The organism is Proteus sp. fly-1089, assembly GCF_040138965.1.
Taxonomy (GTDB): domain Bacteria; phylum Pseudomonadota; class Gammaproteobacteria; order Enterobacterales; family Enterobacteriaceae; genus Proteus; species Proteus vulgaris_B.
This window is the reverse complement of sequence record NZ_JBEETS010000002.1, coordinates 227,087-249,291: the sequence shown is the minus strand read 5'-3', so window position 1 is coordinate 249,291 and position 22,205 is coordinate 227,087. Positions and strand designations below refer to the sequence as shown.

Annotated in this window: 16 protein-coding genes; 12 read left to right on the top strand and 4 right to left on the bottom strand. The window is 39.4% G+C overall.

The window, feature by feature from the left end; translation table 11 throughout:
- Positions 1 to 339: 339 nt before the first annotated feature.
- Both ABN080_RS07650 and ABN080_RS07645 read right to left on the bottom strand, forming a co-directional pair.
- A complete protein-coding gene (locus tag ABN080_RS07650) occupies positions 340 to 3,489 on the bottom strand; it encodes an efflux RND transporter permease subunit (protein ID WP_340895206.1) in 3,150 nt (1,049 codons plus the stop codon).
- Between the two features lie 14 nt (positions 3,490 to 3,503).
- The gene (locus ABN080_RS07645; protein WP_072069370.1) at positions 3,504 to 4,697 is read right to left on the bottom strand and encodes an efflux RND transporter periplasmic adaptor subunit; all 1,194 of its coding nucleotides are present in this window, start codon (positions 4,695 to 4,697) and stop codon (positions 3,504 to 3,506) included.
- A gap of 124 nt (positions 4,698 to 4,821) precedes the next feature.
- On the opposite strand from ABN080_RS07645, the gene acrR reads away from it, so the two are divergent.
- The 3 genes from acrR (at position 4,822) to mscK (ending at position 9,397) form a co-directional block, all read left to right on the top strand.
- Positions 4,822 to 5,466 carry a multidrug efflux transporter transcriptional repressor AcrR gene (gene acrR, locus ABN080_RS07640; protein ID WP_349440758.1) on the top strand — a complete coding sequence of 215 codons (645 nt, stop codon included), beginning with the start codon at positions 4,822 to 4,824 and terminating at the stop codon, positions 5,464 to 5,466.
- Between the two features lie 28 nt (positions 5,467 to 5,494).
- Positions 5,495 to 5,848 carry a DsrE/DsrF/TusD sulfur relay family protein gene (locus ABN080_RS07635; RefSeq protein ID WP_196553558.1) on the top strand — a complete coding sequence of 118 codons (354 nt, stop codon included), beginning with the start codon at positions 5,495 to 5,497 and terminating at the stop codon, positions 5,846 to 5,848.
- A gap of 165 nt (positions 5,849 to 6,013) precedes the next feature.
- Positions 6,014 to 9,397, top strand: a complete 3,384-nt coding sequence (gene mscK / locus ABN080_RS07630; RefSeq protein WP_371032671.1) for a mechanosensitive channel MscK — start codon at positions 6,014 to 6,016, stop codon at positions 9,395 to 9,397.
- On the opposite strand, the gene rsmS is transcribed toward mscK, so the two are convergent.
- On the bottom strand, positions 9,394 to 9,561 hold the full coding sequence (rsmS, locus tag ABN080_RS07625; protein ID WP_072069366.1) for a pleiotropic regulatory protein RsmS: 168 nt from the start codon (positions 9,559 to 9,561) through the stop codon (positions 9,394 to 9,396). The two genes, mscK and rsmS, sit on opposite strands and share 4 nt — an antisense overlap.
- Before the next feature lie 11 nt (positions 9,562 to 9,572).
- A complete protein-coding gene (gene priC, locus ABN080_RS07620; RefSeq protein ID WP_109407966.1) occupies positions 9,573 to 10,115 on the bottom strand; it encodes a primosomal replication protein PriC in 543 nt (180 codons plus the stop codon).
- Between the two features lie 138 nt (positions 10,116 to 10,253).
- On the opposite strand from priC, the gene apt reads away from it, so the two are divergent.
- From apt to ABN080_RS07575, 9 genes are all read left to right on the top strand, one after another.
- Complete coding sequence (apt, locus tag ABN080_RS07615; RefSeq protein ID WP_036932856.1) at positions 10,254 to 10,805, top strand: adenine phosphoribosyltransferase; 552 nt, start codon at positions 10,254 to 10,256, stop codon at positions 10,803 to 10,805.
- 251 nt (positions 10,806 to 11,056) lie between these two features.
- Positions 11,057 to 13,030, top strand: a complete 1,974-nt coding sequence (gene dnaX / locus ABN080_RS07610) for a DNA polymerase III subunit gamma/tau (protein WP_115350449.1) — start codon at positions 11,057 to 11,059, stop codon at positions 13,028 to 13,030.
- A 54-nt stretch (positions 13,031 to 13,084) separates the two neighbouring features.
- Entirely contained in the window at positions 13,085 to 13,414 is a 330-nt protein-coding gene (locus ABN080_RS07605) for a YbaB/EbfC family nucleoid-associated protein (RefSeq protein WP_036932854.1), read from the top strand.
- A complete protein-coding gene (gene recR, locus ABN080_RS07600; protein WP_072069364.1) occupies positions 13,414 to 14,019 on the top strand; it encodes a recombination mediator RecR in 606 nt (201 codons plus the stop codon). Before ABN080_RS07605 ends, recR begins: the two co-directional genes overlap by 1 nt.
- Before the next feature lie 242 nt (positions 14,020 to 14,261).
- On the top strand, positions 14,262 to 14,930 hold the full coding sequence (locus ABN080_RS07595; RefSeq protein WP_349440755.1) for a vWA domain-containing protein: 669 nt from the start codon (positions 14,262 to 14,264) through the stop codon (positions 14,928 to 14,930).
- Positions 14,930 to 15,685, top strand: coding sequence for a PP2C family serine/threonine-protein phosphatase (locus tag ABN080_RS07590; RefSeq protein WP_197269530.1), 756 nt, complete (start codon positions 14,930 to 14,932; stop codon positions 15,683 to 15,685). The genes ABN080_RS07595 and ABN080_RS07590 overlap by 1 nt, the downstream gene beginning before the upstream one ends.
- Positions 15,686 to 15,702: 17 nt before the next feature.
- Positions 15,703 to 17,154 (top strand): protein kinase domain-containing protein, encoded by a 1,452-nt coding sequence (locus tag ABN080_RS07585; RefSeq protein WP_349440754.1) that lies wholly within the window; start codon positions 15,703 to 15,705, stop codon positions 17,152 to 17,154.
- 15 nt (positions 17,155 to 17,169) lie between these two features.
- The gene (locus ABN080_RS07580) at positions 17,170 to 19,677 is read left to right on the top strand and encodes a TonB family protein (RefSeq protein WP_349440753.1); all 2,508 of its coding nucleotides are present in this window, start codon (positions 17,170 to 17,172) and stop codon (positions 19,675 to 19,677) included.
- Positions 19,678 to 20,012: 335 nt separating this feature from the next.
- The gene (locus ABN080_RS07575) at positions 20,013 to 22,163 is read left to right on the top strand and encodes a carbon starvation CstA family protein (protein WP_109407961.1); all 2,151 of its coding nucleotides are present in this window, start codon (positions 20,013 to 20,015) and stop codon (positions 22,161 to 22,163) included.
- Positions 22,164 to 22,205 lie beyond the last annotated feature (42 nt).

The window sequence follows — 22,205 nt, the reverse complement described above, 5'->3', positions numbered from 1 at the left end:
ATAAGTCACTATCTGAACAACAGAATTTTGTCTATTTTCGTAAAAATTAATATATTCCAATCAAGATGGTAATTTTTTAACATTATGATTATCTTTGTTTTTATTGTGTTTTACATGTTTAAGCGTGTAAATGAGGTCTATTTAGCGTTGTTATTTATAAATAACAGTCTGTTTGATTTTGACAAAAAGTCATATATAAGAAAAAAAATAAAATGAGTTTATTGATTAAAGAGATATTTTTTTAAAATAATATACTGAGATAAGTTTTCATTTTAAATGATATATCAATAGATAAAGAAAAAGGTCGCTTACGCGACCTTTTTGGTATTCACCGATAAATTAGTGTGAATTACTTGGGTGCTCTAAATCTTCGTTTTTCTTCGCAAATCGTCTACGGATCACGACGAAGAAAATAGGAACAAAGTAGATAGCAAGAGAGGTTGCGGCAATCATACCACCGAATACACCGGTACCTACTGAGTTTTGTGCACCAGAACCTGCACCATTACTTAATACCAGAGGAATAACCCCTAACATAAAGGCCAGAGAGGTCATTAGAATTGGACGTAGACGCATTCTAACAGAGTCTAACGTTGCTTCTATGAGTCCTTTGCCTTCTTTTTCCATCAAGTCTTTGGCGAATTCAACAATCAAGATTGCGTTTTTCGCCGATAACCCAATGGTTGTTAAGAGCCCAACCTTAAAGTAAACGTCGTTCTCAAGGCCTCGGAATGTGGTAAACAACAGCGCACCAATAACACCCAGAGGAACCACGAGCATAACGGAGAACGGTACTGACCAGCTTTCATAAAGAGCCGCAAGGCAGAGGAATACAACTATCAAGGAAATGGTATACAGCGCAGGCGCTTGGTTACCAGATAAACGTTCTTGATATGACATTCCTGTCCATTCATAACCAATACCACTTGGTAATTTACTTGCGAGATCTTCCATCATTAGCATTGCATCACCACTACTTTGGCCTGGTGTTGCACTACCTTGAATTTGGACTGCTGGTAAACCGTTATAACGCTCTAAACGCGGAGAGCCATATAACCAAGGATCTTTACTTGTATCAATGAACGATGAGAATGGAACCATCTGACCGACATTGTTACGAACATAAAGATTACCAATATCTTGTGGCAACATGCGGAATTGTGATTCAGCTTGAACATAAACTTTCTTAACACGACCACGGTCGATAAAGTCGTTTACGTAGCTACCACCAAACATGGTACCTAATGTTGAATAGATATCGCTGATTGCAACACCTTGAGCCTGCGCTTTTTCTAGGTCAATATATAGACGATACTGTGATGTATCTTCCTGACCATTAGGGCGCACACCCGTTAACATTTGAGGTTGTTGTGCAGCAAGTCCAAGAAGTTGATTTCGGGCTTCCATTAGTTTTTCATGACCGAGGTTAGCTTTATCGACTAACTCGAATTCGAAACCACCCGCAGAACCTAATTCAACAATCGCTGGAATGTTAAAGGAGTAAACAAAGGCTTCTTTAATTTGGGATAATGCCATATTGGCACGACCTACAATTGCCGGAACTTTGTCTTCATCTGCTTTACGTTCATCCCAATCATTCAATACAACGAAGACCAGACCCATATTTTGGCCTTGACCACCGAAGCCGAAGCCACTTACGGTAAAGACGGATTTAACGAGTTCTTTTTCATCGGTATTGAAGTAGTCGTTTACTCTTTCTAATACGTCTTGAGTCTGTTCTTGTGTGGAGCCCGCAGGTAACTGAACCATTGTCAGTAATACCCCTTGGTCTTCCTCTGGTAAGAACGATGCAGGTAAGCGAATAAACATTAATGCCATGCCTGCGACTAATAAAACGTAAATTAATAAGTAACGGCCAGTACCACGAAGAGTACGGGATACACTGTCAGTATAGTGATGGCTGCTTTTTTCAAAGGTGCGGTTAAACCAACCAAAGAAGCCGGTTTGCACACCATGACTGCCTTTTGGTATTGGTTTTAACATTGTGGCACAAAGCGCTGGTGTTAAAATCAATGCAACGAAAACAGACAGAACCATTGCTGATACGATGGTGATAGAGAACTGGCGATAAATCGCACCTGTTGAACCACCAAAGAATGCCATTGGAATAAATACCGCAGAAAGCACGAGGGCAATACCCACCAGTGCACCTTGGATTTGCCCCATAGATTTACGTGTTGCTTCTTTAGGTGATAAACCTTCTTCTTGCATAACACGTTCGACGTTTTCAACCACAACGATGGCATCATCCACCAGAAGTCCGATGGCAAGCACCATCGCAAACATCGTCAAGGTATTTATCGAATAACCAAACGCCGAGAGTATGGCGAAAGTACCCAACAATACAACAGGTACTGCAATAGTTGGAATTAACGTAGCTCGGAAGTTCTGTAAGAACAGATACATAACTACGAATACCAACATAATGGCTTCAATAAGCGTTTTTACCACTTCGAAAATAGAGATCTTAACGAACGGCGTTGTATCATAAGGATAAACGACCTCTAATCCCGCTGGGAAGAACGGTTCCATTTCAGCTAATGCAGCACGCACAGCGGTTGCTGTATCTAATGCGTTAGCGCCCGTTGCTAGCTTAATACCGATACCAGAAGCGGGTAATCCATTAAAACGAGCAACAGTACTGTAGTTTTCAGCACCCATCTCAACTACACCGAGATCTTTTAGTTTAACCTGTGAACCGTCTGTATTGACTTTCATCAGGATATCACCGAATTGTTCTGCGGTATTAAGTCGGGTTTGAGCAATAATAGAGACGTTTAAACGCTGACCAGGTACAGGAGGTGTGCCCCCTAATTGACCTGCTGCCACTTGGTTATTTTGTGCTTTAATCGCATTAGTAACATCAAGTGTTGTCATGTTGTATTTCACCAGTTTATCTGGGTCTAACCAGATACGCATTGCGTATTGAGTACCAAATAACTGGGTTTCACCCACACCGGTTACACGGCTTAACGGGTCTTTAATCGTTGCACCCACATAGTCTGCGATATCATCTTGTGTCATTGAACCGTCATTTGAGATGAAACCGGCGACCATCAAGAATGAACTTGAGGATTTATCAACACTAATCCCTTGCTGTTGCACTTCCTGAGGTAATAGCGGCATTGCCAATTGCAGTTTATTTTGCACTTGGACTTGCGCGATATCAGGATCAGTACCTGCTTCAAAGGTCAGAGTGATATTCATCATACCTGCAGAGTCACTGGTTGCAGACATATACACCATGTTATCGATACCATTCATATTTTGTTCGATAACTTGGGTAACTGTATTCTGCACCGTAGTGGCGTCAGCACCTGGATAAACCGCAGAGATAGAAATCGCTGGCGGTGCAATCGTTGGATACTGGGCAACAGGCAGTTTGATGAGTGCCAGAAGACCTGCGAGCATGGTAATTATCGCAATTACCCACGCAAATATCGGTCTATCTATAAAAAACTTAGGCATGGATCACCGACTCCTTATTGAGGATTCTTAGCTGGCTCAGTTTGTTCAGGTGATGGCTTCGCATCTAAATTCTCTTCTTGAGGTGTTACGGTCATTTTTGGTTTTGCTTTTTGCAATCCAGAAACGATAACGCGCTCACCTACCTGAACACCACTAGTTACTAGCCATTTATTACCAACAGCTTGTGATACTTGAATAGTACGAACTTCAACAACGTTGTCTTTATTAACAACCATTGCTGTTGCATCACCACGCGCAGTACGAATAACAGCTTGTTGTGGGATTAAAATAGCATCTTGACGAATACCATTTTCTAATTTAGTACGAACAAACATACCTGGTAATAGTTCCCCTTTCGGGTTAGGTACGATAGCTCGCATAGTAATAGAACCTGTTGTTTCATCAACAGTGACATCAGAAAACTCTAAATGCCCTTTCTGTGCATAAGATTGCCCATTGGTCAGTGTTAAATGAACAACTGGTTTACCTTGCTCTTGGCGAATAGCACCACTATCAATTTCATTTTTTAATTTCAGATAATCTTCACTCGATTGTGTCACATCGACATAAATCGGATCGATTTGCTGAACAGTTGTCAGTGCAACTTGTTGACCCATTGAAACCAATGCGCCTTCAGTGACAGTTGATTTACCTGAACGGCCTGAAATTGGAGATGTTACTTTTGTGTATTCAAGATTGATTTTTGCACTTGTCACAGCAGCTTCTGCAGCTCTAACAGCAGCAACGGCTTGTGCGTATTGAGATGTTGCGGCATCAAAATCTTGTTTACTGACATAGTTTGTACCTAGCAGAGGCTTATAACGCTCCACAGTGAGACGCGCTATTTCAGCATTTGCTTTCGCTTTCGCAAGTTCAGCTTGTGCACTATTTAAAGTTGCTTCAAAAAGAGCTGGATCGATTTGGTACAGTGATGTACCTGCTTCTACATAGCTTCCTTCTGTGTAATTGCGCTTTAAAATAATACCGCCAACTTGAGGGCGAACTTCAGCAATACGGAAAGCTGATGTACGACCTGGTAAATCAGTGGTGATTGTCAGAGCTTGCGAGCCTAACGTCACAACACCTACAGCAGGTGCAGGAGGTGGACCTCCAGCAGACTGTTTAGCTTTGTCGTCACATCCAGCAAGAACCAAGCTGCCTGATAGCACTAACAGAGCCAGAGGCAAAACCCCTCTGTTTTTTCGCATAAGAAAACCTCTATTCAAACGTTGTTTCCCGGGATAAAAATAATTAAGTTGATGATTGATTGCGATGTATAGTACAAACATACATGAATGTATGTAAATTAACTTCAGTCAAAATCGAGGATTAATGGCACGAAAAACTAAACGGCAGGCACAAGAGACAAGACAGCAGATTATTGATGCTGCACTTAGGCTGTTTACTGTGCAAGGCGTTTCTGCCACATCACTTTCAGATATTGCAACCGCTGCAGGAGTTACCCGTGGTGCAATATATTGGCACTTTAAAAATAAAGTGGATTTATTTACTGAAGCGTGCGAACTCACCGACTTAAAAATAGAATCTTTAGAAATAGAGTATCAAACAAAATACCCAGATGATCCACTATTTGTATTAAGAGAATTGCTTATTTACATATTGACATCGATTGTCGAAGATCCTAAACATAATGCACTTTTAGAAATATATTTCCATAAATGCGAATTTGTCGGTGAAATGACACCAATTGTTGAAATTCGCAGAGAATTGTGTGCAGCTGATTACTCTAGAATAGAGCAATCTTTATCTCGTTGTGTTGAAAAAAAACAACTTCCTGCCAACCTTAATTTAAGACGAGCCGCCATTATGTTAAGAGCTATGATGACTGGTCTTGCTGAAAATTGGTTATTTTCACCAGAAAGCTTTTCTATCAAAGATGAAAGTCAATATTTGGTTGATAGCTTTATTGATATGATAAAGCACAGTGCAAATATGAGAATATCTGCGTCCTCTTAATTTATTATTAAACAAAAGGAAGACATTTATGAGTAAGGTCTTAGTTATTGCTAATGGTGCAGCTTATGGTAATGAGTCATTATTTAACGCGTTGCGTTTATCTATTACATTAAAAGAACAACACCCAGAAACTCAATTAAATATCTTTTTAATGTCAGATGCTGTTACTGGGGCTTTAGCTCGCCAACAGCCTAAAGAAGGTTATAACTTACAACAAATGCTGGAAATTTTAACGGCACAAAATGTTCCGGTTAAATTATGCAAAACATGTACAGATACTCGTGGTATCAGTGAGTTACCATTAGTTGATGGTGCCGAGTTAGGTACATTAGTTGATTTGGCACAATGGACGCTCGATGCGGATAAAATTCTAACATTCTGATTGTCACTTCATTTTCTCAGGCGAGAAACAACCCAAGCAACTTGTTCTGTTTACACTGCCAATTGAACGTAATTGGATTATACTAATAAACAGTTTTTCAATATTAATTGAACAAGTTGCTTAACCATGCGGATACAAACTTTTTTTTCTCAATTCAATAATCGAATGACGACGATTGTCGCCGCCACTGCTATTATTTTTATTCTTTGGTGCCTCTCCATTACCTCAGTTTTAGCTGCGGTTCCCAGTAATTTACCTACTCAAGAAAATATTCAAAACCAGCTTAATTTATTAAATAAACGTAGTGAGTTAAGCGCAGAAGATAAATTAACAATTGCGGATTTAGAACAATCTCTTTTATTACTCGATAATATTCAACAGCTAGAAAAAAAATCAGTAAATTACGATAAAACGGTAGATCAACTACCTGAAAAGCTGCGTAGTACGCAATATCAACTTAATCAATTAAAGCAAAAAGTCGCCAATAAAGAAGTGGGTGACTACCAAAAATCATTGGAAGCATTGCCATTATCAACATTAGAATCACAATTAGAAAGTGTTTTACAATCCTTACAAAAATCCCAAGATGATTTAGCTAATTACAGTAATGAACTTATCGTATTACAGACACAACCTGAAAGGGCCCAATCTGTTTTATTTAATAATTCAGATAGATTGCAACAAATAAGGACATTGCTGAATAAAAGTAGTGCAGATAAAGCACAAATGCGGCCTTCTGCTGTGCAGTTATTACAATTAGAGCAATATTATCTTCAGCAACAAAATAATTTTCAAAAGCGTACATTACAGTCAAATGTGCAATTACAAAGCTTGTTACAACTCCAACGTGACTATAGCTCTGCGTATATAGACCTTTCACAGGAACGTGCACAACTGCTTCAAGATGCTATCAGTGATAAACGTCTAGACAGTTCAGAAGAAACAGCTAAAGAAGCACAAAGCACAGAACTAGATAATCAAGCCATTAATACTGATCCATTCTATTTAGCGCAAACAGAAATCAATAAGCATCTTAGTGATAAACTGATCGTTACAACACAAAATAATAACGAACTAAATCGCCATAGCTTAATGGTGAAAAATCGCTTAGATAGAGCCATCCAATCTGAACGAAACCTAAAAGAACAAATTGATGTATTAAAAGGAAGTTTATTACTTTCCAGAATTTTATTTGAAGAGCAAGTTGATTTACCAGATGGTATTTTTATTAATAATTTGCCGGATAAAATTGCTGATTTGCGGTTAGAGCAATTTGAAATTAATAAACAACGTGATCAGATAATACAACCCAATATCTATATTGATCGGTTGATGCAGGAATACCAAATCACGCATCCTGAAGTCACCGATCCTAATGCACTAAAAGAGTTACATAGTGCATTAGAATTACTTGTTGATGCGCGTCGGGAGTTGCTTGATAAACTTAATAATCAATTAGGTAATCAAATTTCAGGATCGATTAACCTGCAAATGGATCAGCAACAATTACGCAGTGTCGTAAGCTCTTTAGAAAGTACATTAGCACAACAAATTTTCTGGGTGAGTAGTAATAAACCTATCAATCTCAATTGGTTTTCAACGTTTCCTTCACAAGCGGTGGCAGAATTCCAAAGTTTTAAATTGAATTGGTCAAATGAAAATCTGTTGATCGGGGCTAAGAAATCACTCCCTGTCCTTATTGCCCTGATCCTGTTTGGTTTAATACTAATTTGGCAACGTAAAAAACTTGATACTCAGTTTGAAAAACTTAATGGGGACATTAATAAGCTCAATAAAGATTCTCAGCTACATACACCACTGGCGTTAGGTATTGTTTTCTTAAAAACATTACCTCTTTCTTGTTTTGTTTTAGCAATTGGCTATTGGCTAATAAATAGTTTTAACGTGCAACAAGAGTTTATCTGGTCTTTTGCTTGGCAATTTGCGGTATTTTGGCTGATGTTTGAATGGTCTTATCGTTTAATGTCTGATAATGGCGTTGCTGTAAAACATTTTAAAATCCCTGTAGAGCGAGTTCAGCAAAATCGTAAACGTTTATTGCGTCTTTCTCTTCCTATGTTGCCGATTATTTTACTTTCTGCTTACGGTATTAATAACCCATTATCACTGGTGGGCGATGTTATTGGGCAGTTGGTTGCGATTATTTCACTGTTTTGTATTAGTTTATGTGCATTGCCGTTTTGTCGCGAAATGTGGCAAGAAAAGGGTAATCATGTTGTTAGAACGGTTGTGATCACCCTATTAACGTTCTCGCCTTTAATTTTAATGGGATTAGTGATTTTTGGTTATTACTATACGGCGTTGCGTTTAGCAAATCGCTGGATTGATAGCTTATATCTGCTTATGTTGTGGTTTATTGCTTATCATGCCAGTTTGCGGGGATTAACCGTGGCGGCTCGAAGACTTGCTTACCGTCGAGCTCTTGAGCGTAGACAAGCGATGTTAAAAGAAAAAAAAGAGGGCGAAGATAATAGTCTGGAGCCTATCCAAGAGCCTCCAATGGATATGGATCAAATCAATCAGCAATCATTAAGACTGACAACAATGATTTTGTTTATCATTTTTGCGTCTAGTTTCTACGGGATTTGGTCCGATTTTATTACTGTGTTTACCTATTTAGATGGTATTTCACTCTGGAGTTATACATTACCCACAGAGTTAGGGAATGTTGTTAAAGCCGTCACAGTGGCAGATCTTTTATTGTCTGTTTCTATCATGGCAATCTCTTGGTTTATGACGCGAAATTTACCGGGTTTATTAGAGGTATTAATTTTATCGCGTATCAAACTGCAACAAGGCGCTTCTTACGCTATTACGACTATTTTAACCTACGTTATTATTGCAATAGGTACTATTGTCTCTCTGGGTATATTAGGTGTGGCATGGGAAAAACTACAATGGTTAGCGGCGGCTTTAACGGTAGGATTAGGGTTTGGTTTACAAGAAATATTCGCAAACTTTGTGTCTGGTTTAATTATTTTGTTCGAAAGGCCTGTCAGAATTGGTGATACGGTTACTATTGGTAGTTATTCCGGTACTGTTAGCCGAATTCGAATTAGAGCAACAACAGTGACAGATTTTGATCGTAAAGAAGTGATTATTCCTAATAAAGCCTTTGTAACAGAGCGGCTTATTAACTGGACATTATCTGATACTGTCACACGCATTATTATTCAGGTAGGGGTGGCATATGGATCTGATCTTGATAAGGTCAAAGCTATCTTAATGAAAGCAGCGAAAGAGAATACCAGAGTGATGACTGAACCTGAGCCCGTCGTATTATTTACCGAGTTCGGCGCCAGTACGCTAAACCACGATTTACGTTTTTATGTCAGAACATTAGGTGATAGAAGCATTGCAATTGATGAAGTAAACCGTGCAATTGATAAGCTTTGTAATGAAAACGATATTAATATTGCGTTTAACCAACTTGATGTTTATTTGCATAATAAACAAGGTGATGAAATACAAGAGGTAAAACGACCCCTTGATGGTTCGACACCTGAAGCCAATACCCCTTTTGCTTAATTAAGGGGCGTGTTTGTTGATTGTGTCGCCAATTTGTTTTCATAATCTTGGCGCACAATCTCAAGGGCTTCTAGTGCTGTTTTAGGATCAATATGGTGACTTTCAAGTAAGTAGATAAGATCAACGGCCAACTGAACAGATTTTGGTGCTTCTTTTAAACTCATAATTATCGCCTTTAAAATTTATCTTCTTGTTTTTCAATGCTTTTTTCAATGGAGAAAAGGGCGTTTTTACAACGCGCTAGGCGATTCTCAAGTGCGGCAATCTCTTTTTGCAATTCTTGTTGTTGCATAAAACTCTGTGCTTGCGTTAATGAAAGCTCTCTATCTTGGATCATGGCGTGTAATCTGCGCTCATAATCCTGATGTTGGGCAAGTTTTTGGTATAAATCGACACTTTTTTTTCGTTGAGTAAGCTGGTTCTCTTGCTTTCTTAGTGTTTGTGTCGATAATTCACGAGTTAATGCTTCTATTTGTTGTAGGATTTGTGTGGCCAGAAATTTAACCTGCTGGCTTCGTTGTGCCTCAACACAAGCGATTAACTGGGTAAAATTATCGCGGATCTGTTGCATATAGCCGCCAAGTGAATCACTCCGGCGGTGGAACAGTGCTGTGTCGAAGCAAGGTGCTGCAATTTTTTTGTTTGCAATAGGTGCCAGTGTTTCGGCAAGATTGTCTATCTGTTTTTTAAACAAGCTTAAAGGATCGGGTTTATTCATCTGGTTCTTGTTCCTGGTTTGATAAAAACATGAATTGACTTAAAGCAACAAAAAAAGAGTTGTTAACTGGCTTTCTGTTGCATTTTAACGGCATATTGCATAGATTCTATCGTTTCGTTTTTTATTATGGCACTGATTATGACTGCTAACGCGCAACAACTGCAATTTATTAAAGACAGTATTGAAACCATTCCTGATTATCCAAAAGAAGGGATATTATTCCGTGATATCACTACATTACTGGATAATCCTGCTGCATATCAGGCAACCATTGATTTATTGGTAGAACACTATCAAGGTCAGGGTATCACTAAAGTCGTGGGTACCGAAGCTCGCGGTTTCCTATTTGGTGCTCCGGTTGCTTTACGCCTCGGCGTTGGTTTCGTTCCTGTTCGTAAAAAAGGTAAATTGCCTCGCGAAACGCTCAGTGAAACTTATGATTTGGAATACGGCACAGATACTTTAGAGATCCACAAAGATAGCATTACGGATAAAGACAAAGTATTAATGGTTGATGATTTACTGGCAACAGGTGGCACCATTGAAGCAACTGCACGTCTTATCCGTCGCTTAGGTGGAACCGTGACAGAAGCTGCATTTATTATCTGCTTACCTGATTTAGGCGGTATTGAACGCTTAGAAAAACAAGGTGTTCACAGCTTTACTCTGGTTGATTTTCCAGGACATTAATTTCTTCACTGTTTAAAATGGGGTGATATACGCCATTATTTTAAACATGAGTAATAGTGCGGGTGCTTTTGTTTTATTTATGATGTGATATATAAATATCTACGGCCCGCACAATTGATTTTCCTCTCTAATACATGTCAAATATTTGACGGTTCTTTCATCAATATCTCATTTGTTTCTGACAAATCTCGCTCAATGGGGCATCCCTGTGTTAGCATAGAGATAAATCTCGTTCAAATTTAGCGGAATCAATGAGCTATCAGGTACTTGCCCGTAAGTGGCGCCCACAAACTTTTAACGATGTTGTCGGTCAACGTCATGTGTTGACGGCTTTAGCTAATGGTCTTGATCATCAGCGACTTCATCATGCCTATCTTTTTTCTGGCACTCGAGGTGTCGGAAAAACCACTATTGCCCGATTATTTGCCAAAGGGCTCAATTGTGAAACAGGTATTACGAGTAAACCTTGTGGTCAATGTGCAAATTGCCTTGAAATAGAACAAGGGCGTTTTGTCGATTTAATCGAAATCGATGCTGCATCGCGTACCAAGGTAGAAGATACCCGTGAATTGCTTGATAATGTGCAATATGCGCCAGCACGTGGACGTTTTAAAGTCTACTTGATTGACGAAGTTCACATGCTTTCTCGCCACAGTTTTAATGCGCTATTAAAAACACTAGAAGAACCACCAGAGCACGTTAAGTTTCTACTGGCGACAACCGATCCACAAAAATTACCAGTCACGATTTTATCGCGTTGCTTGCAATTTCATTTGCGTGCATTAGACATTGACCAAATTGCAACGCAACTCGAAAAAGTGCTTACTGCCGAACACATTGAAAATGATGTAAGAGCACGCCAGCTTATTGCTCGTGCCGCCGATGGTAGTATGCGAGATGCTTTAAGCTTAACAGATCAAGCTATAGCAAGTGGTGAAGGTGTTGTCACAGCAGATGTTGTAAGCCAAATGCTTGGCACTATTGATGATGCACAACCTTTAGCATTGATTGAAGCACTGGTAAAAGCAGATGGTCAACAAGTGATGTCGTTGGTCAATGAAGTGGCTTCAAGAGGAACTGATTGGGAAAACTTCTTGGTTGAAACTCTTTCATTATTGCATCAAGTTGCCATGCTGCAATTATTGCCTAGTGAGGATAATCCCCAAGAACAATTTACCCAAGAGCGTTTACGTCTATTGGCTAAATCTGTTTCACCACAAGATTTACAACTCTATTATCAAACCTTATTAGTTGGACGAAAAGAACTGGCTTATGCGCCAGATAGACGCATGGGCGTTGAAATGACGCTATTAAGGGCGTTAGCTTTTCATCCCAAAACAGTGATTGATGAGGTTTCTTCTGCGCCATTAGCGCAAACTTTGCCCTCTACGTCATCGCCAACGAATCGAATGCCAGTGAGTCATGCGCAACAAGTGCCTCAAACTCATTCGTCACAAAATACTCGTTCCTCTTCGCCCATGGATAATGCCTCGTTAGGTAATAGTCCAGCGGCACAACTTTTAAGAGCACGGCAGGCAATAAAGGGGACAGAACAACAAACCCCGCCAAAAAAGTCTGAACCGGCTACGCCAAACCAGGCTAAGCCGGCTGCTAGTGCATTAGAACGGCTAGCAGCCGTGAGTGAAAGACGCCAACAAGTTGCTAAGCGTCAACCTAATCCTAATGCACCTGAAAAAAAGAAAAAAGAAGCGTATCAATGGCGTCCTCAAAATCCTGAGTTGATGTCAACGCAAGAGACAGTGTCTTCGCCTAAAGAAATTAAAGAAGTTCTCGAATACGAAAAAACGCCAGAATTAGCGGCCAAAATTGCGAAAGAATCACAAGAAAGAGATGCGTGGGCTGCTGAAATTGAAAAAATGCCATTACCTAAGTTGGTGCAACAACTGGCATTAAATGCGTATAAAGAGACAGTAAGTGAAGAAAATGTGATTTTGCATTTACGAACTAGACAGAAACATTTAAATTCAGCAAATGCATTACGCACACTCACAAATGCATTAAGTGAATTGCATGGAAAAGCAATTTCACTCACAATTATAGAAGATGATAATCCAGCGGTAAAAACGCCGTTGGAGTGGCGACAAGCCATTTATGATGAAAAATTGGCGTTATCGCGTCAATCGATTATTACGGATAAAACAATTCAAACATTACAGCAATATTTTGATGCTGAATTGGATGAAGAGAGTATCCGACCTGTTTAATCGCAACATATTGTATGACTTCATACTGTGTGGCTTTTACAAAGAGAGACAATTATGTTCGGAAAAGGTGGTTTGGGCAATCTGATGAAGCAAGCCCAACAAATGCAAGACAAAATGCAACAAATGCAAGAAGAGATCGCAAACTTAGAAGTGACCGGTGAATCTGGCGCTGGCTTAGTCAAGATCACTATCAATGGTGCTCATAATTGCCGTCGTGTTGAAATCGATCCTAGTCTGTTAGAAGATGACAAAGAGATGTTAGAAGATCTGATTGCTGCCGCCTTTAATGATGCTGCGCGTCGTATTGATGAAACGCAAAAAGAGAAAATGGCCTCTGTCTCTAATGGTATGCAATTACCACCAGGCTTTAAGATGCCATTCTAATGCAAACTAGCCCACTTCTTGAATCATTAATGGAAGCGTTGCGTTGTTTACCCGGCGTCGGGCCTAAATCAGCGCAACGAATGGCTTTCCAACTGCTTCAGCGTGATAGAAGCGGTGGTATGCGGCTTGCACAAGCGTTAACACGTGCAATGTCTGAAATCGGTCATTGCTGTGATTGCCGAACTTTTACTGAAGAAGAGCGTTGTACTATCTGTGCCAATGCTCGTCGCCAGCAAAATGGGCAAATTTGTGTTGTGGAAAGTCCTGCGGATATTCATGCTATCGAGCAGACAGGGCAGTTTGCGGGGCGATACTTTGTTTTAATGGGACATTTATCCCCTTTAGATGGTATCGGACCGATGGATATAGGTTTAGATAGGCTTGAAGAGCGTTTGAGCCAGGAAACAATTTCAGAAGTTATCTTGGCTACAAACCCGACAGTGGAAGGTGAAGCAACAGCCAACTATATTGCTGAGATCTGTGCTCAGTATGATATTACAGCAAGTCGGATTGCTCACGGGGTTCCTGTGGGAGGCGAGCTTGAAATGGTTGATGGTACAACACTTTCACACTCTATTGCTGGACGCCAAAAGATCCACTATTAACATCATAAATCAATTATTAAAAAAGCACCTTTTACTTGATGTAATAAGGTGCTTTTTTCATTTAACACCATGGAAAGCTTCGCAATTTTTATTAAAAGTAAGGTAATTACCCTTTAAAATTTCTTTTTCTAAGAAATATCTTTATCTTCAATTTATTCCTTTTTTCTTTCTGATGAATTTAGCACCTTTATGTTACATTAATCATTATCATGAAAAATAATAACTGAATGATGGAGCATCTTATGATCCCTGACGTAGCCTTAGTTGATAACAGTGAACAACGTACCCCTCTGATCTTAGTATTAGATAGCTCCGGTAGTATGTATGGTCAGCCTATTCAACAATTAAATGAAGGCCTTAAGCTACTAGAACAAGAACTAAAAAATGATGTTATTGCAGCAAAACGCGTACGTATTTTAGTGATTGAGTATGGTGGATATGATCAATGTACTGTGCATGGTGATTGGAAAGATGCTATGGATTTTACCGCCCCCATTTTAGAAGCAAATGGCACAACCCCGATGGGGCAAGCTGTTACGCTGGCGCTTGAAGAAATAGAAGCTGAAAAACAGCGCTTTAAACAAGCAGGCGTTGCTTATACACGTCCTTGGTTATTTTTAATGTCTGATGGTGTACCAACCGATCAATGGGAACAAGCAGCGCAGCTTTGTCGCGAAGCAGAAGAAAACCAAAAAACAACTGTATTTCCGATTATGGTTGATGGTGCATCAGCAGAAGTGATGGGAAGTTTTAGTCGTAATGGTGTTAATGGCGTGAAAATGCTTAAAGGGTTGCAATTTAAAGAATTATTCTTGTGGTTAAGTGCCAGTATGCAAGTGGTTTCTCAATCAACGCCGGGTGGCACTGCACAATTACCGTCAACAGATCCTTGGGCGAGTGTACCTGTTTGATGAACGATTGGTTAGCTTATGGGGCATCGGTGACAGGAATTGCCCATCAAGAACGACAAATTCCTTGCCAAGATGCTTATTTTATTCGTCGTAAAGGTGAGTATCTTATCGCTGCTGTTTGTGATGGTGCTGGCTCCTCTCGTTATAGTGAGCAAGGTGCTCAGCTCGTTGCTCGGTTATTTACGTTACGTATCACAGAGTGGCCAAACATTAATTTATTAACCGAAAAACAGATAACACAAGGCGCAAAACAACTTATTGAAGATATTCGACTCCAACTGGCTGAATATGCAGAAATAAAACAATGTGCGCTTAATGAATATGCATCAACACTGGTTGCATGTTGGGTTGGTGATGATAGTGGCTATTTATTCCATTTGGGTGATGGTATTGCAGTAGTGGAATATTGCGATGGTACAAGTTATGTATCACGACCTGAAAATGGAGAATATGCTAATCAAACGTGGTTTGTGACGTCAGAAAATTGGGAAGCGCATTTACGCGTTATTCCTCTTGATAAACCAGTAAAACAAGTTATTTTGATGTCTGATGGTGTACAGCCTTTTGCCATGAATAAAGCGTGTGATGCCCTTTATGAACCGTTTATCACGCCAGTGATCCGTTATTTAAAAACAGTATCTGAAGATAGCGGAAGTGAAGCGCTCGCGGGAACATTAGCCGATCCTCGGACACATTCAATTACGGGAGATGATAAAACTTTAGTGATTTGTATCAGGGATGAAGAGTTGTGGTAAAAGCGAGAAAAAAAGGGATGGCGATATCTGGGACGACACAACTACAAGATGAAAATGGCAAGATTTATCAGATTGGCGATTTGATAAAAAGTGGGGGGGCAGGGAGTGTTAGTCACATTAACAATGCACCTTTCCAAGTATCAAAAGTTTATCATGATAAAATTGATAAAGCCTATTATCTGAAAAAAATTACCGCAATGCAGAAACTAGAGCCCACATTAAAGGCCGTTTCTGTTAATGATATCCCAATAATTCAACTCGCCTGGCCTCAAGCACGTTTATACAATAGTCAAAAGCAATTTGTTGGCTTCGTGATGCCTGAACTTGATGTGAAAAACACCATTGAGTTGGAATATATTCTTCAAGAGCGTCAAGCTAAAGCCCATCATTTACCCACGGGAATGGGTGCTAAAGTTATCCTTGCTTATAATCTTTGTTCATTGATTGATGCATTGCATCAACAAGGGCATCGTATTATTGATATGAAGCCATTAAACCTGCGGTTTTATAAATCAAGTTTGTATATGTCTCTTCTTGATTGTGATGGTTTTAGTATTCAAGGGGAAAACATACGCTATCCCGCAGGGCAATTTACTGTCGAATATTTAGCACCAGAATTTCACGCAAAACAAGCTATCCCACAAGACCAAGAAGAGCGACAAGATCTATTTGCCTTAGCTGTTATTATTTTTCAACTGCTTAATTTTGGTATCCATCCTTTTAGTGGTCGCCCTAAAAACGATACAGTTCCTACGGATATTCCTAGACGTATTGCTGGTCGTTTTTATGGTTATGGTATGAAGGCGCATAATTTAATTACCCCAAATGTTGCTAGTGGCCATAAACAATTACCCGATAAACTGAGAACATTATTTGATAAAGCTTTTTCAGGAAATCCTACATTAAGACCCAGTGCGAAAACATGGGCTACGGCGCTTTATGAATACGCACAACCTGAAAAGCAGCAAATGTTGGTATGTCAGAAGGATAAAAACCACCAATATTTTGCGGGTAAAGCCTGTGCAGCATGTGCAAGACAAACCCAGCTACAGCAAGTGGCTATAACTCAAAAACAAAGCCAAAAACAACGAGAGCAAATACGTCAAAATAGCGTCAAAAATGCTAATATTAGGCATACCCCCATACACACGGCTCCAGCTAAACCAATACAGCCACCTGCTATTTTTATCGCGTTAAAACAAGCACTAAGTAAAGTTCCTGCTGTTATTTTTCACACCGCTATTGCCATCATAACGCCGATTATTTTCGGATTATTTTTGATGTATTTTATTCCGCAAGGAATAAGTGGCGATTTAGGTTTTACTTGGATCACTGACTTAATAAAAGCGAATTATATTGAGCAGCTACTAATAACAATGTTAAGTGTGATTTTTTTTATGATGATAGCCATTATTATACTCATCATTTTTATTCTCCCTTCATTACGTATTTTGAAAAGAAAACCTTAATGAGAGGGAATTTATATGAATAAAACAATTAAACCGATCCTCATTATTGTTGGGATTACCACACTTTTATTTCCTTTTTGGCTACCTGCATTATTAGTTTCAATCATTAGCACTATCGATAGCGTTAGTATCAAGATCCTTCCCTCATCAGTTCGTTTCGATGAGCGTAATTTCTTGCTGGGATTATGGTTAGGTTCTGTCATTATGACGATTGTCATGTTATTGCAATCGTGGCGGGCTAAAAATATCTTCTATTTTTTGGGGAGCGTTGTTGTTGTTCTAACGACATTTAGTCTTTCATTTTCAATCATTCCTCATAGTGAATTAGAAGATCGCCGTCGCTTTGTTTTACAAAATATAGAACAGTCACAGTGGAGTGATTTTCGTTATAGCGTGATTAATGCTGAAGATAACATCATTAAAACGATTGTTGTTAATCAGCCTAAAACGCTGGGGTATCTCAAAGAGCTTGAAAAAAAACGTATCGAATTACCGGGACTTGTTTATTTAACGGATGATGTAACTTCTGCAATGCAAGCTAAAGAGGCGTATCTGACTCATGCAAAAGGAACACCAGAACAAAAAGAAGCAATTAAAACGCTCTCTTTTTATGGTGATTGGTTGCTGAATCAACCCGAAATTATTACTGCCCAAGCATTATCATCGCTTCTTACAAGTAGTAATGAAAAATTAGTACAATCAGGTATTAACGCTATTACTACTGCACCATTAGTACCTGAAGCATGGCAAACGTTAGCATTAACCTATATCGCTCATACGCCACCCAATATGCAGATAGAAAAAGCAATGGCCACGTTAATGGTTGCCGATACGCTAAAATATGACAAATTGGGGCATCATAATCCTTCATTACAACCGCTTATTGAAAAAGCGATTTCTGAATTGACAGAAAATCAGCGTCAGATTTATCAAATCCTTCAAGCACGGGTGATAGAAGACCGTCTATATCGACAAAAAAATGCAATTCCTGACGAGGTGGCTAAATTGGCAGAAAAAGTACTGCCTGTCACTTATGCAATAGCGGATAACAATGAAACTTATGTCGAATGGAAATCAATGATGAATGATAGGGAATATCCAGGGATTGTTCTTGTTGATTCACCAAATAAAATACAGAATTGGACGGAAATGCATTACCCTTCTGTTGGGCAATATATTCCTATTGCAGAAACCATTTTATCCGTTGATGTTGATCCGCAAGGACGCGTTTTAGGTCTTTGGGTACAAAAAAGTAGTGGATACAATGCGTTTGATACAAAAGCATTAAGTGATGCTCGTGGCTGGCGTTTTATGCCAACAAAAGAGGGATATCATCAACGTGTTACCGTTCGTTTTCAAAGCACACGTCTTGGTTGGAATGACTACACCATTAAACAACAACCTACATTAATCACATTGGCAAAAGCTTATGCAAGGCAAAACATTAAAGGTATTTCGAGTGCTGAAAATGCGTTCGTAGCTTTACAAAAGCAAGCACCAGAAAAAGAGTCGAGTAAATCGTCATCGCATTCTACTTATGATCCCTATTCTTCTATTTATTCAAAACGTGCACAACAGCAAGAAGAACGGGCAGTATTACAAAATATTTTAAAAGAGATCCAGACATTACCGAATGGAAAAAATAACCACGAAAGTTGGGATAATAGTCTACGTTTCTTAAACGAAAAATTGGCACTTCATCAAGATAATGAAGATGTTGTAAGAATGGTAGCCCGCTTTGAATTGCAATATTACAATGTGGGAACAAATAATTTATCTCAATCTCCTGATATTTACCCACAAAATAAAGAGTATTGGCAAAACTTGTTATCACAAGCACGTCGTCATTTTGAGCAAGCTATTGCACTAAATCCAAATCGTGAAGATGTTTGGTTAGGTTGGGGGATAACGTGGCTAGATGAAGATCCTGAAATTGCAGCGGGCGCATTTGCGAAAGCAGCACAGCAAAAGTCACAAGAAAGCATTAGTTCTGTCATGCAAATGCTGGAAATGAGGATGGTGATAAATACTCTTGAAGGTGCTCGTTTAGAACGTTACCAAACTTTGAGAGCAAGAATGGATATGCGCTATTTACCTGAAGGTGTTGAAGTTAAGCCTTCAGATGATTATCTCAGTGATGACTTAACGCAGATTCAATTGGCTCAACGTGCGATACCTGCATCAGATCCGAATAGCAAAGTGGTTCGCTTACCTTTAAATACAGATAAAACTGAGCAATCAAACCGTACCTTTAGTGTCGATTTTGCATCAGCAAATATCAAAGGTAGTACTCAGCTATTACCGAAAGTAAATGCTCCAATTACTGCACCTAAAACGGGCGATATGATCCTACAGCTTGATGTTGATCCTCAAGGTGTTCCTACTGTGGTTATGTTAAAAACCAATAGTGGTGATATGAATATTGATAATGCAGTAATTGATGTTGCTTATCAGTGGCGATTTAATGGCTCACCTTCTCGAACAGGTAATGTATTTTTGATATCCGTTCAATTTAGTCAATAAGCTTATTTTGTTTAAAAAATGTTATGAAAAAACGCCTTTTTTGTTGATGTTGAGGCGTTTTTTTATCTTTTTTTATTCGCTAACTTATTGAAAGACATAAAATTGTTATCTTGATCACAAAAAAAACGTCTTTTGAAAACAGCAAAACCACTTAACTGAGAAAACAGACCGCTTAATTCGGTATACAACCGCTAAGCGATTTAGTCACACCATTCTTGAGTCAAAATTCTTATTATGTAGCTGCGGGCAGTTATCTTTCAGATTCGCTCAAATCATTCTTTGCTGTCCCGCATTACTCTTTGGCTGTTCGGTCTTGCCTGAAAAAAAGGTGTCTCATGAACAAAAATGCATTTTTAAAGCACGTACCTTGGGTGATCCTCGGGATTATCGGTGCTTTTTGTCTTTCAGTGGTTGCACTTCGCCGTGGTGAACACGTTAGTGCGCTATGGATAGTTGTTGCTTCTGTTGCCGTCTACTTAGTTGCTTATCGTTATTACAGTCTGTATATCGCTCAAAAAGTGATGAAGCTTGACCCAACGAGAGCGACACCTTCTGTTATTAACAATGATGGTTTGAACTATGTTCCGACCAACCGTTATGTCTTATTTGGTCACCACTTTGCGGCTATCGCTGGTGCAGGTCCTTTAGTCGGTCCTGTTCTTGCTGCTCAAATGGGGTACTTACCCGGTACACTTTGGCTATTAGCTGGGGTAGTGTTAGCGGGTGCAGTACAAGACTTTATGGTGTTGTTTATTTCTACACGCCGTAATGGTAACTCACTTGGTGAGATGATAAAGAAAGAGATGGGGCCAATTCCGGGTACTATCGCTTTATTCGGCTGTTTCCTTATCATGATCATCATCCTTGCTGTGCTTGCACTTATTGTTGTTAAAGCATTAGCTGAAAGCCCATGGGGTGTGTTCACTGTTTGTTCAACAGTACCAATTGCCCTATTTATGGGTATTTACATGCGCTATATTCGCCCAGGCCGTGTGGGTGAAGTGTCAGTTATTGGTATTGTTTTACTGATTGCAGCGATTTGGTTTGGTGGTGTTATTGCTCACGACCCATTCTGGGGCCCAGCGTTAACCTTTAAAGACACAACAATTACTTTCGGTCTTATTGGTTATGCTTTTGTGTCTGCATTATTACCAGTATGGTTAATTCTTGCACCACGTGACTATTTAGCAACTTTCCTGAAAATTGGTGTTATCGTTGGTTTAGCTGTGGGTATTGTAATTTTAAACCCTGAACTGAAAATGCCAGCAGTTACTCAATACATCGATGGTACTGGACCATTATGGAAAGGGGCTTTATTCCCATTCTTATTTATCACTATCGCTTGTGGTGCCGTTTCTGGTTTCCATGCTCTAATTGCTTCAGGTACAACACCTAAGCTTATTGCAAATGAAATGGATGCTCGTTTTATTGGTTATGGTGCAATGTTAATGGAATCATTCGTTGCGATCATGGCATTAGTCGCTGCATCTATCATTGAACCAGGTCTGTATTTTGCAATGAATACCCCACCATCAGGTTTAGGTATTACGATGCCGAATCTACATGAATTAGGTGGTGAAAATACAGCTGTTATCATGGGGCAGTTAAAAGAAGTTACCGTACATGCAGCTGCAACAGTCAGTTCATGGGGCTTTGTTATCTCTCCAGAAGAAATCTTACAAACAGCGAAAGATATTGGTGAACCTTCTGTATTAAACCGTGCTGGTGGTGCGCCTACCTTAGCGGTTGGTATCGCGATGGTATTCCATAAAATCATTCCTGCTGCGGATATGGGCTTCTGGTATCACTTTGGGATCTTGTTTGAAGCGCTCTTTATTTTAACTGCGTTAGATGCAGGTACACGTTCTGGTCGCTTCATGCTTCAAGACTTATTAGGTAACTTTATTCCTTACTTAAAGAAAACAAATTCGTTCATTCCAGGTGTTATTGGTACAGCGGGTTGTGTAGGCTTATGGGGATATCTGTTATACCAAGGTGTTGTTGACCCATTAGGCGGTGTTAAGAGCTTATGGCCATTATTTGGTATCTCAAACCAAATGTTAGCCGCTGTTGCACTAGTATTAGGTACGGTTATCTTAATTAAGATGAAACGCACTAAATATATTTGGGTAACAGTGGTTCCTGCGGTATGGCTATTAATTTGTACAACATGGGCATTAGGTCTGAAACTTCTCAGCGATGACCCACAAATGGAAGGTTTCTTCTACTTAGCAAATGAATACAAAGCGAAGATCTTAGCAGGTGGTGCTGACTTAACTGCAGCAGAGATTACTAATATGAATCATATTGTAATCAATAACTACACCAATGCGGGCTTAAGTATTCTGTTCTTAGTGGTTGTTTACAGCATCATTTTCTACGGTTTCCGTACAGCAATGAAAGCGCGTAAAAACCCTGAAGAAACAGCACAAGAAACCCCGTATGTGCCTATGCCAAAAGACGTTAAAGTGTCCTCTGGTCACTAATCTTAGGTAAATAGTTTAGCCCCGTACTGGTTTAGCTAGTAC